This window comes from Sphingorhabdus sp. (assembly GCF_046154385.1).
In the GTDB taxonomy this organism is placed as follows: domain Bacteria; phylum Pseudomonadota; class Alphaproteobacteria; order Sphingomonadales; family Sphingomonadaceae; genus Sphingorhabdus_B.
In genome coordinates, this window is record NZ_JBJXFW010000018.1 from 15,424 (window position 1) to 31,779 (window position 16,356).

General features: G+C 52.8%; 13 protein-coding genes. 3 read left to right on the forward strand and 10 right to left on the reverse strand.

The window, feature by feature from the left end; translation table 11 throughout:
- Positions 1 to 88 precede the first annotated feature (88 nt).
- The 4 genes from lpdA to ACKVOS_RS03705 all read right to left on the reverse strand — a co-directional run bounded on the left by lpdA (position 89) and on the right by ACKVOS_RS03705 (position 3,666).
- The gene (gene lpdA, locus ACKVOS_RS03690; protein ID WP_409210700.1) at positions 89 to 1,483 is read right to left on the reverse strand and encodes a dihydrolipoyl dehydrogenase; all 1,395 of its coding nucleotides are present in this window, start codon (positions 1,481 to 1,483) and stop codon (positions 89 to 91) included.
- Positions 1,477 to 1,911: an endonuclease domain-containing protein gene (locus ACKVOS_RS03695; protein WP_409210663.1), complete on the reverse strand. Its 435-nt coding sequence runs from the start codon at positions 1,909 to 1,911 to the stop codon at positions 1,477 to 1,479. The genes lpdA and ACKVOS_RS03695 overlap by 7 nt, the downstream gene beginning before the upstream one ends.
- Before the next feature lie 91 nt (positions 1,912 to 2,002).
- Complete coding sequence (locus ACKVOS_RS03700; protein ID WP_409210664.1) at positions 2,003 to 2,416, reverse strand: hypothetical protein; 414 nt, start codon at positions 2,414 to 2,416, stop codon at positions 2,003 to 2,005.
- The gene (locus tag ACKVOS_RS03705; protein ID WP_409210665.1) at positions 2,413 to 3,666 is read right to left on the reverse strand and encodes a pyruvate dehydrogenase complex dihydrolipoamide acetyltransferase; all 1,254 of its coding nucleotides are present in this window, start codon (positions 3,664 to 3,666) and stop codon (positions 2,413 to 2,415) included. Before ACKVOS_RS03705 ends, ACKVOS_RS03700 begins: the two co-directional genes overlap by 4 nt.
- A gap of 153 nt (positions 3,667 to 3,819) precedes the next feature.
- Here ACKVOS_RS03705 and ACKVOS_RS03710 point away from each other — a divergent pair, with 153 nt between their 5' ends.
- Positions 3,820 to 4,275, forward strand: a complete 456-nt coding sequence (locus tag ACKVOS_RS03710) for a universal stress protein (RefSeq protein ID WP_409210666.1) — start codon at positions 3,820 to 3,822, stop codon at positions 4,273 to 4,275.
- An 8-nt stretch (positions 4,276 to 4,283) separates the two neighbouring features.
- Here ACKVOS_RS03710 and rnr read toward each other — a convergent pair whose 3' ends face one another.
- The 4 genes from rnr to phaR are packed head-to-tail and all read right to left on the reverse strand — an operon-like array spanning position 4,284 to position 9,123.
- Positions 4,284 to 6,578 (reverse strand): ribonuclease R, encoded by a 2,295-nt coding sequence (rnr, locus tag ACKVOS_RS03715; RefSeq protein ID WP_409210667.1) that lies wholly within the window; start codon positions 6,576 to 6,578, stop codon positions 4,284 to 4,286.
- Positions 6,542 to 6,970, reverse strand: coding sequence for a GxxExxY protein (locus ACKVOS_RS03720; RefSeq protein ID WP_409210668.1), 429 nt, complete (start codon positions 6,968 to 6,970; stop codon positions 6,542 to 6,544). The genes rnr and ACKVOS_RS03720 overlap by 37 nt, the downstream gene beginning before the upstream one ends.
- A 39-nt stretch (positions 6,971 to 7,009) precedes the next feature.
- The gene (gene proS, locus ACKVOS_RS03725) at positions 7,010 to 8,539 is read right to left on the reverse strand and encodes a proline--tRNA ligase (RefSeq protein WP_409210669.1); all 1,530 of its coding nucleotides are present in this window, start codon (positions 8,537 to 8,539) and stop codon (positions 7,010 to 7,012) included.
- Between the two features lie 35 nt (positions 8,540 to 8,574).
- On the reverse strand, positions 8,575 to 9,123 hold the full coding sequence (gene phaR, locus ACKVOS_RS03730; protein WP_158898468.1) for a polyhydroxyalkanoate synthesis repressor PhaR: 549 nt from the start codon (positions 9,121 to 9,123) through the stop codon (positions 8,575 to 8,577).
- 453 nt (positions 9,124 to 9,576) lie between these two features.
- Between phaR and ACKVOS_RS03735 the strand changes: the two genes are divergently transcribed.
- On the forward strand, positions 9,577 to 12,735 hold the full coding sequence (locus ACKVOS_RS03735; RefSeq protein WP_409210670.1) for a TonB-dependent receptor domain-containing protein: 3,159 nt from the start codon (positions 9,577 to 9,579) through the stop codon (positions 12,733 to 12,735).
- Between the two features lie 70 nt (positions 12,736 to 12,805).
- Here ACKVOS_RS03735 and alr read toward each other — a convergent pair whose 3' ends face one another.
- Together alr and ACKVOS_RS03745 are read right to left on the reverse strand one after the other, a co-directional pair.
- Positions 12,806 to 13,846, reverse strand: coding sequence for an alanine racemase (alr, locus tag ACKVOS_RS03740; protein ID WP_409210671.1), 1,041 nt, complete (start codon positions 13,844 to 13,846; stop codon positions 12,806 to 12,808).
- A 30-nt stretch (positions 13,847 to 13,876) separates the two neighbouring features.
- Positions 13,877 to 15,463 carry an MFS transporter gene (locus ACKVOS_RS03745; protein ID WP_409210672.1) on the reverse strand — a complete coding sequence of 529 codons (1,587 nt, stop codon included), beginning with the start codon at positions 15,461 to 15,463 and terminating at the stop codon, positions 13,877 to 13,879.
- Between the two features lie 111 nt (positions 15,464 to 15,574).
- On the opposite strand from ACKVOS_RS03745, the gene ACKVOS_RS03750 reads away from it, so the two are divergent.
- Complete coding sequence (locus ACKVOS_RS03750) at positions 15,575 to 16,342, forward strand: cyclase family protein (protein WP_409210673.1); 768 nt, start codon at positions 15,575 to 15,577, stop codon at positions 16,340 to 16,342.
- Positions 16,343 to 16,356 lie beyond the last annotated feature (14 nt).

The window sequence follows — 16,356 nt, forward strand, 5'->3', positions numbered from 1 at the left end:
TTTTGATATCCTACAGATTCCCTACGCCGAAAGGATGGCAAAAAGTAGGGGCGTAGGATAGCACAAAGTGATAACCTATAACTATCAATCACATATGCAGCATTTTTCCATAAGCCCCGAGCACGCTTTCGTGCATCATCTCGCTCAAGGTCGGGTGCGGGAATACAGTGTGCATGAAGTCGGCTTCGACCAATTCAGCGGTTTTGCCGATGGTATAGCCCTGGATCAACTCGGTTACTTCCGCACCGACCATGTGTGCCCCGAGCAATTCGCCGGTCTTGGCGTCGAACACGGTCTTGATGAAGCCTTCGGCCTCGCCCAGTGCGATTGCTTTTCCGTTGCCGATGAAGGGGAAGTTGCCGACTTTTACGTCATAACCAGCTTCGTTGGCCTTGGCCTCGGTCATCCCAACGCTTGCGACTTGCGGGTGGCAATAGGTGCATCCCGGGATATTCAGCGGATCCATTGCGTGCGGATGGCCACCGGCGATGGCTTCAGCGGCAATAACGCCTTCATGGCTGGCCTTGTGCGCCAACCACGGCGGCGCGGTCACGTCGCCGATAGCCCAGATGCCCGGTACATTGGTGCGGCACATCGGATCGGTATCGATATGACCCTTCGTGGTCGCTATGCCGAGCGCTTCCAGACCGATATTCTCGGTATTAGGGACGATGCCGATAGCGACGATGGTATGGCTATATTCGCCATTCACGACCGTGCCGTCCTTGCCCTTGATCGCGGCGGAAACTCCCGTTGCCGTGGCTTTCAAGCTTTCCACGCCTGCGCTAGTCATGATCGTCATTCCCTGTTTTTTCAGGGACTTTTCAAGAAAAGTTGAGACATCGGCGTCTTCGACAGGAACAATCCGGTCCATCATTTCGACAACCGTAACCTCGGCGCCCATGTCGTTGTAGAAGCTCGCAAATTCGATGCCGATGGCGCCGGAACCTATGACCAACAGCTTCTTCGGCATTTCGGGCGGCACCATCGCATGGCGATAGGTCCAGATGCGCTTTCCGTCGGCGGGGGCAAAGGGCAAATCACGTGCGCGTGCACCAGTGGCGATGATGATATTCTTGGCCGTCAGCTCTTCGGCTTTGCCGTCTGTGGTCACCGTCAACTTGCCCGGCGCAGTCAGCTTGCCGTCGCCCATATGGACGGTAATCTTGTTCTTCTTCATCAGATGCGTAACGCCCTGATTGAGCTGCTTTGCAACCCCGCGTGAGCGCTTCACCACCGCATCGATATCTGCGCTGATGTTGGCGGCAGTCAGGCCATAATCGCCCGCATGCTGCATATAATGATAGATTTCCGCCGACCTCAGCAATGCCTTGGTAGGAATGCAGCCCCAGTTAAGACAAATCCCGCCGAGATTCTCCCGTTCCACAATCGCGGTTTTCAGCCCGAGTTGGGCGGCGCGGATAGCGGCAACATAGCCACCGGGGCCGGAACCTAGGACGATAAGATCGTAATTACTCACAATGTAGCTCCATGCTCGTTAGCCCTCTCCCCTTGCGGGAGAGGGTTGGGTGTGGGGGCGCCGCACGTCTGTGCGGCATTATTTCGAGTGGCAGCGATAATCGCTTCGGCCACGCCTTCCATATTGCTCAAAATGTCGCTATTCCAGAAACGCAGAACGCGGAAGCCTTGGCCCATCAGCCAAGCATCGCGCTCGACATCGGCTTCACTTTCTACATGTTGACTGCCATCTGCCTCGGCAATCAACCGATGTTCAAAGCAGACAAAATCGACAATATAGCGGTCATCAATCACCTGCTGCCGACGCCATCGCAATTCGTTGAGCCGCTTATCACGCAGGATATACCAAAGCTTCCGTTCGGCATCTGTCGGATTAGCGCGCATATATCTGGCGCGCTTTTTCAAAAGTTCATGACGGGATTGAACTTGCACCAAAGTCTTTTGCGTCGCTTGCCGCGACGCGACCCCACACCCTCCCACGCCTGCGGCGCGGGCCCCTCCCTCTCCCGCAAGGGGAGAGGGGCTAGTCACTTGCGACCTGTCTGGATCTGTGCTTCTCAACAAGCAACCACCATAGAAATGCAGAAAATGCACCAAGCAGTGAGAAAACCAAAAGCCCGTTAAAGCTTTCAGCATCAAGCCCTTCCATGATAATAAACGGTAATGGTCCGACAGCCAGTCCAACCATTATTAAGTATCTGAGCTTTGGGAGCGGAAGTCTGCTTCCAACCCACAGCATCACTGGAGCCAAGAGCATTCCTGCAAAGGTAGCAAAAATGGCGGTATACCAGAACAACAGGTAAAAAGATCCCGGCCATTCGATTATCGAATAGTCGTCTGTAACCAACTCGTAGGCCCGGTTTCCCAGTCCCATCAAAATCCCATTTGCTGCCGCAATCAGCAGGATAGCGACAATGACTCGAGCTGGGTTTATCAAGCCACCAACCCCAAAGGCTTCTCCACCAGTCCCTTGAACACCTTCATCAACATCGCCCCATCTGCTCCGTCGATTGCGCGGTGGTCGAAGCTGCCAGTGGCGCTCATGACGGTGGCAATCGCCAATGCGTCGTCGACGATATAGGGGCGCTTTTCACCTGCCCCAATGGCTAGGATCATGCCCTGTGGCGGGTTGATGACGGCATCGAACTGTTTAATTCCCATCATGCCCATATTGGAAATCGACGCGGTGCCGCCCTGGAATTCATGGGGTTGCAACTTGCCTTCCTTGGCCTTGGCCGCAAGTGCCGCCATTTCTGTCGAAATTGCGGACACCGACTTGTTGCCAGCGTCAACGATAATGGGCGTAATCAAACCCGTCGGGATGCTCACCGCGACCGAAATGTCGGCGCGGCTGTATTGCAGCATATTATCGCCAGCGAAGGACACGTTGCAATTTGGCACCTGCATCAATGCCTTGGCCAGTGCCTTTATCAGCAGGTCATTCACGGACAGTTTGATGCCCTGCCCCTCCAACGCGCTGTTTAATTCGGCGCGAAGCTTCAACAACGCATCCAGACGCACATCGACTGTCAGGTAAATGTGCGGGACCTGTTGTTTGCTTTCGGTAAGGCGGCGCGCAATGGTTTTACGCATATTGGAAAGCTTGATCGCCTCGTGCGGAATTCCGAAATCGGGAACTGCTACCGGTGCCGCGATTGCCGCAGGGGGTATCGGAGCAGGCATTGCAACCGGGGCGGCCACTACCGGCGTGGCAATAACATCGTCTTTCACTATTCGCCCGTTCGGGCCGGTTCCAGTGATTGTCGAAAGGTCGATAGACAATTCGGATGCAATACGCTTCGCAAGCGGACTGGCCTTGATCCGGTCCCCATCAGATTTCGCAACAGCAACGGCCTGAACAGGCGCAGGTGTAGCATTTTCCAATTTGGGGGCTGTGGCCGCCGCCGGTGCGGGTTTAACAGGAGCAACAGCCGACGGGTCTTCAACTTCACTGGTAATTGTTGCGATTACAGTGCCGACTTTTACGCCATCGGCCCCTTCGGCAACCAGCAATTTTGTGATGATCCCCTCATCAACCGCTTCAAACTCCATTGTCGCCTTGTCGGTTTCGATTTCGGCCAGCAAATCACCAGATGAAACCTTGTCCCCTTCTTTCACCAGCCATTTTGCAAGCGTACCTTCTTCCATCGTGGGGGACAAAGCGGGCATTTTGAGTTCTATGGGCATTCGAACGGCCTTTTCTGGGTCAAGATTTCAGTTCATCGAATAGCCAAGCTTTCCCCAGCGTCAAGCGCGATAAGGTTGCCAAGCCTTCAAAATTCGCGCAGGCTATACGAATTCATAATGGCTTGAACAATAAGGACAAGCCGGGGGGTACGCATGCGGACATATTTGGTAGTCATTGACGAAACCGACGAAGCACGGCTGGCATTGCGTTTTGCATCCCGCCGCGCCGCAAAAACGGGAGGCGCGCTCCACATTTTGGCGTTGGTCGAACAGGCAGATTTTGTCGCATGGGGCGGTGTTCAAGCCACTATGGAAGAAGAAGCGCGGGTCCGGGCCGAAGAACTTGTAACTGCTGCGGCAGGTTCCATTTTTGAAGAAATGGGCATGCGGCCAGCCATCACTGTCAAATCGGGTGATGCGATCGAGGTGGTGAAAGCGATGCTGGCCGAGCATCCGGAAATTGCCGCCCTCGTGCTTGGCTCAGCCGCACAAGGCGCACCTGGCCCGCTGATCGCACATTTTACTGGCATAAATGCAGGAACCTTGCCCTGCCCTGTTATGGTGATCCCCGGATCGTTAAGTGCCGAAAGCATCGATGAACTGAGTTAATCGTCCCTTTATCGCCGTTTTCCTTGGTGCCTTATATTCTGGGGACGCCCACGTTTTCCGATGTCGAATTTACCCGCCTTGCCTTTGTGTCGAGGTCGATCCGAAGCATAGCTGCCACCTTCCGGCAATTCGAAACGCAGGGATCCTGAAACAGGATTGGCCTCCGCAAGACGCAACTCCAGTTTCATGCCGGGCCGGAATTCCTGTCGTGTCTTTTCGCCTATCAGCGTCTGGCTTGCTTCGTCATAATGGAAATAATCCTTACCGAGAGTTGACACAGGCACCAAACCATCGCCGCCAACCCCTTCAACTGTAGCGAAAAATCCGAAATTCTGCACGCCAGTAATGCGCGCTTGCACGATTTCCCCGACATGCGCCGACAGATAGGCGGCAATGTAGCGGTCGGTCGTCTCGCGCTCCGCTTCCATGGCGCGGCGTTCCGTTCGGCTGATCGCTTCGGCCGTGGCGGCGAGCTTTGCGACCGCAACCTCGGTCAGGCCTGTCATCGGCTCCACATCATTCAGCCTCGGCTTCGGCATTTCCAGGCCATAAGCACTGACAAGCGCGCGGTGGACGATCAGGTCGGCATAGCGACGAATGGGCGAGGTAAAATGCGCGTAACTGCCCAGCGATAGTCCGAAATGGCCGACATTTGTCGGGCCATAATAAGCCTGGGTCTGGCTGCGAAGCACGGCTTCCATGATTTGCGGACGGATTTCTTCGTCAATGACCTTGCTGAGGATCATATTGAACGTCTCGGGCTTGATGACCTGCCCTAGAGCGAAATCAATGTCGAAGGTCTGCAGATATTCCTTGAGAGCGACCAGCTTTTCGCGGCTCGGCGGTTCGTGCGCGCGGTAGATGAGCGGCGATTTCTTTGCCTCCAGCGCTTTTGCGGCGGCGACATTTGCGGCGATCATGAAATCCTCGACCAGCCGGTGTGCTTCCAGTTGTTCACGCTCCGCAACACCCGTGACCCGCCCCTGCTCGTCTAGTGTGATCCGCTTTTCCGGCAAGTTCAGTTCCAGCGGCGCGCGCTTGCTCCTTGCCCGCGCCAGCAACCGCCAGCACGCCCAAAGCGGCTTGAGCGCGGTCTCCAGCAGGGCACTTTCCATCTTTCCGTCAATCGCAGCCTGCGCGTCGGGATAGGGAATATTGGCGGAAATCCGGGCCACAGCGCGGGCGAAACGCCATGACGTCACTTGTCCGGTCTTGCCAATCGCCAAATGGCAGGCAATGACCGCGCGATCCTCCCCTGCCCGCAAAGAGCATTTGTCGGAGGACAATGCGTGGGGGAGCATCGGGACAACGAGGTCGGGGAAGTAAACACTATTGCCGCGTTTCACGGCTTCGCGGTCGAGCGCGCTGCCGGGGCGGACATAATAGCTGACATCGGCAATGGCGACGATCGCATCAAAGCCGCCCGTCTCCGCATTGGGCGCTGCCCAAATGGCATCGTCGAAATCACGGGCATCGCGTGGGTCGATCGCAATGATCGGCAAATGCCGCAAATCTTCGCGGTGGTCCGCAGTGACCGGCAAGCGGCTGACCAAAGCGGCCTCCACTTCGGCATTTTCCGGCATTTCAAACGGAATGCCATATTTGTGGATCGCAATCAGGCTGAAGCTTTTCGGCGCAAAGGGATCACCGAGCACTTGGGTCACCCGCGCCGACTTGCGTTGTGTGTTGCCGGTAAGTTCCGCCAAGACCAGATCGCCGGCCTTTGCGTCGGCTATGTCACCAATGGGCGTGTCGAAACGCGCCTTCTTGTCGACGGATTTCAGCCAGAAACGGCCATTGTCTCCTCCCTCAACAACGCCCAATATCTGCTCGCTTCCCTTGGCGAGCTTTTTCATGACATGCGCCGTCCAGCCATTGCCGCGCTCTTCGGTGCGGGCCAGGATACGGTCGCCTATTCCAAGCGCCCCGCGCTTTCCTTTGGCCTCTACAACACGGATTTTGGGAATCGGTATGCCTTCCGCTTCCCAATGTTCGGGAACGGCAACAGGCTGGTTGCCATCAATGCCGACGATTTTGAGAACCGTAACCTTGGGAACGCCGCCCATTTTGTGAAAGGCCCGACCCGGGGCCATGTCGACAAGGCCCTCATCCGTCATATCTTTTAGCAGCGCCTTGAGTGCGATTTTCTCATTTCCCCGCAGTCCAAATTCACGCGCGATTTCACGCTTTCCGGCGGGTTCGTTCGACGATTGGATAAATGCGAGAATTTGCTCGCGGGTTGGTAAGCCTAATATTTTGGCGTTTTTCAATTGCTGTGGCCTATTTGGTTCGCACGAAGACACGAAGACACAGAAGAAGTTCGGTCATTCAACAAGCGTTTGATCCCGTCTTTAAACAAGGGTGTTCCAAAATTTATAACGAACCCATGTGTGAGATTTGTCAAACGAAGATAGGTTATCACTTGCTTGGCGTGGACCGGAAGCGTTCGTTCTGCTGATTTGATTTCGATTATTACTCGTTTTTCAACAAGCAGATCGACCCGAAATGCGGACTGCATTTCAACCCCGTCATAATTGATATCTATCGAAACCTGTCGCTCTACCTCTAGGCCTCTACTCCGGAGCTTGGCCATCAAGATGACTTCATAGGCACTTTCCAATAGGCCAGAACCAATATCCCTTTGGATATTGAAGGCGGTATCTACAATGACTGTGCAAACAGCTTCTATATCCACAAACCAAATCTTCTTATCTTCGTGCCTTCGTGCGAACCCCTAATAAGTCCGCCCGATCAATATCCGCTCGACCGCACGCTCTCCGGTAAAGAAACAATTGCCATCCACAGGTGCGGCTTCAAGGGGGCTGTTGCGCATGGTCAGTTTCAGGGCCTTCAACTGCTCGACAATCTTATCGAGAGCAGCACCCGTATGACGTGCCCATTGCACTTCGACCCAGCCTGCAAAGCCTGCTTCGTCACCTGCAAAATGGGTCGCAAGGTTCGTCACATCGCGGCGGATATTCGCGTCCATGCGGGCCTTCGCCTCTGTATAAAGTGTCGCCTGAATATCTTCGATCATTGCAACAGCGCCGCTGACGAATTCGGTTCGTGGCGTAAAGGCTGTGGCGAGCTTGCCATCGTCCTTGTACAAACGGTCACGCCGTAAAACGGCAGCTTTCCCTTCGGAAACATCCCGGGGGCCGACTTCGACAATGATCGGTGCACCCTTTTTGACCCAAGACCAGCGTTTGTTGGACGCCTTTGTTGCTTTGGTGTCGAGCAATACACGAAGAGGCTCACCGAACGCCGAAAGCGCCAGCAATTCGGTACGCAGGGTGCGGCAATATTCCAAAACCGCATCGTCGTCGTCATTGTCGCGAAGCATCGGTATGATAATGATCTGGTGCGGTGCAATCTGGGGCGGGCAGCGCAAGCCGTCATCGTCGCCATGGATCATGATGACCCCGCCAATCAACCGCGTTGAGACACCCCAGCTAGTGGTGTGTGCATATTGCTGACTGCCCTCTTTGTCCTGATACCGGATTCCAGAAGACTCTGCAAAACCGGTGCCGAGATAATGCGACGTTCCAGCTTGCAAGGCTTTGCCGTCCTGCATCATCGCTTCGATGGAATAGGTCGCCACAGCACCCGGGAATCGTTCGTTTTCCGGCTTTTCACCGGCCACGACTGGCATCGCGAGAGGACCTTCCGCAAAAGCGCGGTACATTTCGAGTGCGCGCATGGTTTCCTTGAGCGCATCTTCCCTGTCGACATGGGCTGTATGCCCTTCCTGCCACAGGAACTCGCTCGTGCGCAAAAACATGCGCGTACGCATTTCCCAGCGCACCACATTGGCCCATTGGTTGACCATCAAAGGCAGATCGCGCCAGCTCTGGACCCAACGGCTCATAGCGGCACCGATTACTGTTTCCGATGTCGGGCGCACGACCAACGGCTCTTCCAGCTTGGATTCAGGATCGGGAATCAGCTTCCCCTTGCCGTCACCGACAAGCCGGTGATGCGTAACAACCGCCATTTCCTTGGCAAAGCCGTCCACATGGTCGGCCTCTTTTTCAAAGAAGGACAAGGGAATAAACAACGGGAAATAGCAGTTATCGACACCTGCGGCCTTGATCTCGGCATCCATCAGTTTCTGGATACGCTCCCAAATGCCGTAACCCCAAGGACGGATGACCATGCATCCCCGGACACCTGATTCCTCAGCGAGATCGCCTTCGGAAATAACCTCCTGGTACCAGCCCGCAAAATTCTGGGTCCGGGTGACATTTAATGCATGCTTTATCAAGTTCTTATCCGCGATATATGTTATAAATTATAATATTAGTCAGCTGACAGTTTGTCGATCTTTGCCTGAAGGTCGGCCATCTGCTTTTTCAGATCATCTATGCTTTCCGCCTTTTCCGGTTTTTTACCGGCGAGGTTAGGCATCAACGCCTCCCGCGCAGAACGCATGAATTCGATATTCTGCTTTGCGATATGCCCAAACGGGCCCGATGTGATGGCGGTTTCGATGACTTCCTGAACCTGTTTCTGGTTCTTGCGGAAATTGTCCATCGAGCTTTCGAGGAACTGAGGGACCATCCCCTGCATCGAATCCCCATACATTGCGATCAACTGCCGAAGGAAGCCGACCGGCAACATTTGCTGGCCACTATTCTCTTCCTCCATGATGATCTGGGTCAGAACGCCATGGGTGATATCTTCATTGGTCTTCGCGTCCAGAACCTTGAAATCAATTTCTTTCCGCGTCAGATCGGCTAGGAAATCCAACGTAATATATTTGGATGACTGCGTATTATAGAGCCGCCGGTTGGCATATTTTTTGATGATGACCGGGCCGTCACCATTTTTGCTGGCTGCGCGTGCCATGAAATGTGTTCCTTTCGGGATATTCTTGGCGGCATTAGCACTAGTTTATCGTGCACTGCAACAATCACCAAATGATCGGCTATATTCAGGTCGAATCACGAGGTATTTTTCCAGAGCACAACATGATGGTGACTTACGAGATTGAATTCAAAATACCGCCGACCAGCAACAATTAGCATCATTCCATGCTGTTCCTGAGCGGCCTTTGATTGTTAGGTGTAATCAAGGCGCTTTTTCCAATTCCGACAAAAAATGACGTGTTTTTGAAATAATATTATCAATTTCATCGCGGTGATACTTCAATATTACGGGGCTGCTGTTGTTGCCCTGACACAGCATTGTGGCAAAGCTGCAACATGTTCACAAAATTGCAATTAAATATCCGGTGGCCCTTGCTTAACTGGCAATGGTGCGCTTTACCGAACGCCTAATTTAGCTGGGGAGCTATATATAATGAAGAAGTCACGTTTGATGATTGCCGTTTCGGCAGTCAGCTTGTCCTTGTTTGCTGCATTGCCTTCATACGCTCAAGAAGCACCAAGCGATGAAGCTACCGTAGAAGAAGATGAAGATGCTGCAGAAGAAGGCACTGCTAAGCCTATTCTCGTAACTGGTTCGCGAATCGCGCGTCCTACGCTGCAATCTGCGGTGCCGCTGACCTCGGTCACAATTGAAGATTTGACTGGGACCGGCGAAGTTTCGCTCGGCGATGCGTTGAATGATCTTCCTTCACTTCGTTCGACATTTAGTTCGGGCAACTCGAGCCGCTTTATTGGTACCGCTGGTTTGAGCTTGCTCGATCTTCGTGGACTGGGAACCGAGCGTACATTGGTATTGGTCAATGGCCGTCGCCATGTAACCTCGACACCGGGTGACAACGGTTTTGACGTGAACACCATTCCGACCGACCTCGTTGAACGGATTGATATCGTCACCGGTGGTAACTCGGCTATTTATGGCTCCGACGCCGTTGCTGGTGTTGTGAACTTCATTATGAAACGCGACTTTGATGGAATTGCTGCACGGGCACAGGGCGGCATTTCGTCGCGCGGTGATCGTGGCACGTCGTTCGTCAGCGTTTTAGCTGGCCAAAACTTTGGAGATGGTCGCGGTAACGTTGCCGTATCTGCTGAATATACTCACCAAGAACCTTTGTTGCTCCGTGATCGTGATAAGCTGACCGGGGCTGCGAGCGGCCGTTGCCAATTTCAACGTACCGATAGCGTTGCAGGTGAACTCGCGGCAGGCGATGGAATTCCGGATACAACTTTCTTGTGCGGTATTCGCAACGCATCGATTTCGGATGCTGGTACGGTTGCCGGTCTCGGCAACGGCGTTTTCTTGCGCTTCAACGACGCAGGCGATCTTTTCATCGACACACCAACTCGTAACTTCGTTTCGGCTGGCTCGACCGGCTTTGTGCAGGGCGGCAACGGCTCGACTTTGAGCAATACCGGCAGCTTGCTTGCTGCGGTCGATCGCTATGCTCTCAATGTTCTGGCACATTATGATGTGTCCGATGCGTTCAAACCGTTTCTTGAAGCCAAATATGTGCGCGTGGATGTCGCAGGTGAAGGTCAGCCTAGTTTCTTCTCTGGTGGCCCAAGCTTCGTTGGTGGACCAGACTTCAGCTGCGGTAACGGCTTCCTCTCGGCGGCCAATCTGGCCACCTTGCAAGGTTTCGGTCTTTGCGCCGATCCAAGCGAAACATTCCCAGTTTCACGTTTCAATATCGATCTTGGTGGCCGTGCCTTTGTTGGTAAACGCGAAACATACCGCGTCGTAGCCGGCGTCGAAGGCACGTTTAACGAAGACTGGAAATATGAACTTGCGTTAAATTATGGTCGTTTCGAAGCTTTTGGACGCAACACAAACAACTTGTATTTGTTTGATGAAAATTTTGATCCAGACGGCTTCAACCTCGCGGTAGATGCTGTACTTGCACCAGTGGGTTATAGCGGAACCAATTTTGTTACCAATTCCGCTGGACAACGCGTAATCTGCGCGATTAACGCGGCAAGCAATGTTCGTCCCGACTGCGTTCCCTTGAACCTGTTTGGTCAAGGGCGGTCTGATCCGCGTGCAGTTGCATTTGCGAATACTGCAGGTACGACCGATGAATTCGCCAGCCAGTTCGTCGCATCGGCATTTGTCGGTGGTGATCTGTCACAATTGTTCGAATTGCCAGGCGGTCCGATTGCATTCGCGTTCGGCGCAGAATATCGCAAGGAAAAGGCGAGCATTGATTATGATGAGGTAACATCGGGTGACCGTACATTCCTTAACGCCCTTCAAGACTTTACACCACCAGATGTGACCGTGAAGGAAGCTTATGGTGAAGTTCAGATACCATTGTTGAAGGATCTTCCTTTTGCGAAAGAACTGTCGGTAAACCTTGCGGGCCGTGTCTCCGATTATAATACTGCAACCGGTACTGTATATGCCTACAATATTCAGGGCGTTTACGCTCCTATTGAAGACATCCGGTTCCGGGCCGCTTATGCGACGTCGGTTCGTGCTCCTACCCAGGGCGACCTGTTTTCACCTCAATCTGAAAACTTTGCTCAATTGACCGATCCATGCGACCTGCCCGCTCCAGGAAGTACGGTTGCGCTTAACTGTGCGGCTGCTGGTGTTCCAACATTGGCTAATCAGGCATTGGTTACTGCGTGTTCAAGCACCAGCACGCCGGTTGCTTTAAATGCTCCGTTCCGTAACTGCCTTGCAATTCAGGCAAGTACCGGTTTCTTGTCAGGTGGTAATCCTACCTTGGTTGAGGAGCGTGGCAAGAGTTTGACATTGGGCGTGGTTATTGAACCTAGCTTCGTGCCGGGGCTGAGCTTGACGGTTGACTATTACAACATCGAAGTAAAAAGCCTGATATCGGCGTTGAGCGCACAGACGATCCTGAATTTGTGCTACGGTAACTCTTCGGGGATTAACAACCCATTCTGCGCGACCGTTCAACGTGATCCGACAACTGGTTTATTTGTTGAGCCTGCACTGATTTCAGGGGGCGTCAACTTCGCAGCTCAGAAAACCAAGGGTATCGACATTGATCTTGCCTATCGGAAAACATTCGACAACGGTCATCGTTTGACCGCTCGTGCGATTGCTACGCGGGTAATCACGCTCAACAACTTCGTTAACCCATTACAACCAACCGAACCAAATCGTCAGTTAAGCGAGCTGGGTGACCCGAAATGGTCGGCTTCTTTCTCGCTAAGCTATGATTTTGGCGACTTTGATGTGTTGTATGCGGCACGTTATATCGGCAAGCAGACAATCGGGTTGTATGAAACACAAAACTCATACACCGCGATTTGCCCTGTCTCAGGCGTAACACCAAACCAAGGTGGAACGTGTACCCCAGGTCAGTTGACGGTCATTCCACCTAATAACGCTGATGCGTTCCCACGGGTTTATTATCCAGACGTCTTGTATCATGACATTCGTGTCGGGTTTGACGTGGGCAACGACTTCCGCTTCTATGCGGGTGTAAATAACCTTCTTGATCGTCAGCCACCGCTTGGATTGCTGGGTACTGCAGGCGGCGATCCATTCGACAGCTTTGGACGTAACTTCTTCTTCGGACTTGAAGCAAACTTCTAAATCGAGATACATCACAAATGGAAAGGGCGCCCACGTGGCGCCCTTTTTTTGCTTTAGAGCAAACTGAGACTTAATCCCAAACCCGTTGGAACCTGCTGCCTAAATTGGTCAGCATTTCATATTGCGAAAGCCCTGCGCGTTCAGCGGATAGTTTTAGATCATATACGATATCGACCCAGTCACCTTCGGCCAGATCGGGCGCTTGCGTGATATCGGCCGTTACAAGGTCCATTGAAATTCTGCCAATGACGGGCAATACAACATCGTGGGCAATGACAGTTCCGTGTCCGGCCCATTGGCGCAAATATCCATCGGCATATCCTATCGATAATGTCGCGACTTTTGTGGGCGCTTGGCAAATATATGTGGCGTTATAGCCAACGCTATCCCCTGCATTCAGAATCCGGGTTTGCAATATACGTGATTTCAGACAGACAACCGGCTGTATTTGCTTTGCCATATCCGGGCGGGACACTCCGCCATAAATTCCAAGTCCCGGGCGAACGAGGTCAAAATGATAGTCAGTTCCCAGAAACACGCCAGCGCTGTTGGCAAGGCTATAACGATTGGCCCGGGTTGATGTTATCCTGCGCCGAAACTGTTCCAGTTGCTTGGCATTTTGCGAACCGTCTTCATCAGCTGACGCCAAATGCGACATCAAAATATCGATATCCAATCCGGAAAACAGGCCATCTGAAATCTGACCAGGGCCGATACCGAGCCGGTTTATACCGGTATCGACCATCACATGGCATTTTTCCCCACCAGACTCTTTCCACAACGCAACCTGTTTCGGAGTGTTGAGTACCGGAATGGCACCAAGCTCCCTGACGGCCGCTATGTCGGCCGCATCGATGCCGTTCAGTACCGCGATCCATTCAGGCGGTACCAGGTTTGCGATCTCCAAAGCTTCACCCCAATGTGCGACAAAGAAATCCCGACAACCCGCATCGCGAAGATGCGTAACAACCTCTCTTGCCCCAAGCCCGTAGCCATTGGCTTTGACTGCCGCCCCGCAGGCAGCATTTCCTTGTGATTTCAAAAAGCGCCAATTGCCAACCAACGCGTCGCGATTAAGATGCAAGCGTAGGGGAGAGGAAAATTCAACCATATAAACTCTTTGCGTGTGACGGCAAAGCTGTCAATCCAACTCGGTTTGGCCCGATGTCTCCGGAAGCCAGATTAAGGCAACTATAAATGCCATTCCGGTAACGGCGACCGTGTACCACAACCCTGAAAAAGGCTGCCCGGTTTGTGCAACAATATATTGCGAGATATACGGCAGGAAGCCGCCAAAATAGCCGGTGCCGATATGATAGGGAATGGACATAGATGTGTAGCGGATTTTGGCCGGGAACATTTCAACCATAATCGCGGCGACCTGACCATAGGTCATCCCCGATAGGGCAACCATTAAGAACACTGACAAAATGATTTTCCAGGGCTGTCGCTGGGCAGGATCCGATTTGTCGGGATATCCCGCCTTCTCCAACGCAGCAATATAAGCTTTCTCGTCAAATCCTGTGAGTTGAGTGGTCCCAATTTTAAGAATCACATTTTCGCTCTCGACTTTGCTATATGCAATGCCGCGTTTGGTCAGAAAGTTGAGGGCTTTTGCACATTCGCTCTCATGCACCCGGTTAAGGGCATTAAAATCACACGATGGCAACGACAATGTGACCGGATTACGCTCGGTAGCTTTGGCTAATGCCGGGTTAGCGGCATCGGCCATCATCCAGAATATCGGAAACACGCCAATGATGGCCAGAGCATAACCCAAAAGCAAAAGGCGCTTGCGTCCCCATCTATCCGACAACCAACCACAAGCCACATAAGTGGGTGCCGCGAGTGCAGCCCCTATGGCCATATAAAGCAACGCATCTGTCTCCGGCACACGCGCGGTCCCCGTTAGAAAGTATAATGTTCCGAATTGCGAGGTGTAGTAAATGACAGTCAAACCCGCAGCCACGCCGAACATGGCTACAAAAATACGTTTGATATTGCCGGGATATTTGAAGCTATCCACAAAGGGATTTTTCGAAGTCGTGCCCGCTTCTTTCATCGCCTTGAAAACCGGACTTTCCGAGAGTTTCAGCCGCATATAAAGCGAAATTGCCAGCAACAGGATGGAGGTCAGAAATGGTATCCTCCAGCCCCATTGTTCAAATGCATCAGTGCTCATTGATTGGCGGGTTGCCAGTACAACGATAACGGCAAGCAGAAATCCACCCGCAACCGATGCCTGAATCCAACTGGTATATTGCCCGCGTTTACCGTTGGGTGCATGCTCTGCGACATAGATTGCTGCCCCGCCATATTCGCCGCCCAAAGCAAGCCCTTGCAAGCAACGCAGCAAAAGCAACAATCCGGCTGCCCATACGCCCGCGACCTCAAAAGTCGGCAAGACACCAATGGCCGCAGTAGCCAATCCCATGAGGGTTATGGTGACGAGAAATGTGTATTTACGACCGATTTTATCACCGAAATAGCCGAATAATATGGCACCAAACGGACGAACGCCAAAGCCGGCCCCAAATATTGCCAGCGACGCCAATGTCGCTGCAGTCGGGTTGTCAGCCGGGAAAAACAGTTTGCCGATTAACGCGGCCAGAATGCCATAGACAAAGAAATCATACCATTCGAACACTGTTCCCAATGACGACGCCGTTATCACCAATCGATCACGCTTCGGATCCAGCGGTGCTTCGCCGATTGCAGCACTATTCATAATTTCCCTCTCCAAACTTCTCCCATTGTCTTATAGCCAATGTCGTAACGTTCAAGCGGCTTGTTGTGCTTTTCCATGAGCTGTCAAAATGCGATGTCCAAGGAGAAGGTTGTGACCCGTTTCATCGACTTATCGATTTCGATCACCAATGATGTCATCTCTGACCCACCCGTCATGCAACCCCACATTACATATATGACACATGAAAACACATGGAAGCAAATCGCCATGTTCTTCCCGGGATTGACCAAAGATGACCTTCCCGATGGAGAGGGTTGGGCTGTTGAGAGTCTTACGCTGTCGACACATAATGGAACACATATGGATGCCCCTTGGCACTTTCATTCGACGACGGACGGTGGAAAGCGCCCTGCCCCGTCAATCGACGAGGCGCCGCTCGACTTGTTTTTCCAGTCGGGAGTAAAGCTAGATTTTTCGAACAAGCCGTCCGGGCATGTGGTGAGCGCGCTTGAAGTCGAACAGGAATTGACCCGAATTGGCTACGCTTTGAAACCGCTTGATATTGTTTTGGTGCAATCTGGAGCGGTCTATGGGACTGATAATTTTACCGATCAAGGTTGCGGAATGGGTGCGGAGGCAACGCTGTATTTAACCGCGCGCGGCGTTCAGGTGGTGGGTACAGATGCGTGGAGTTGGGATGCGCCCTTTAGCCATACCGCAAAACGATGGGCCGAGACGCGCAATCCGTCTATTATCTGGGAGGGTCACAAGGCAGGAAGGATCAATCCATATTATCAGATCGAAAAGTTGACCAATCTGGCTTCCTTACCCGCTTTTGGTTGGAAACTCAGTTGCTTCCCCGTAAAAATCGAGCGGGCAAGTGCGGGTTGGATCCGGGCTGTGGCAATTTTGGAGTGAAGTTATCGAACGGC

Bases quoted from the DNA above. Each gene is read 5' to 3' on its own strand.
- alr (WP_409210671.1), bottom strand. From the start codon at position 13,846: ATGGTTGAATTTTCCTCTCCCCTACGCTTGCATCTTAATCGCGACGCG.
- ACKVOS_RS03735 (WP_409210670.1), top strand. From the start codon at position 9,577: ATGAAGAAGTCACGTTTGATGATTGCCGTTTCGGCAGTCAGCTTGTCC.
- ACKVOS_RS03710 (WP_409210666.1), top strand. From the start codon at position 3,820: ATGCGGACATATTTGGTAGTCATTGACGAAACCGACGAAGCACGGCTG.
- ACKVOS_RS03705 (WP_409210665.1), bottom strand. From the start codon at position 3,666: ATGCCCATAGAACTCAAAATGCCCGCTTTGTCCCCCACGATGGAAGAA.
- phaR (WP_158898468.1), bottom strand. From the start codon at position 9,123: ATGGCACGCGCAGCCAGCAAAAATGGTGACGGCCCGGTCATCATCAAA.
- ACKVOS_RS03745 (WP_409210672.1), bottom strand. From the start codon at position 15,463: ATGAATAGTGCTGCAATCGGCGAAGCACCGCTGGATCCGAAGCGTGAT.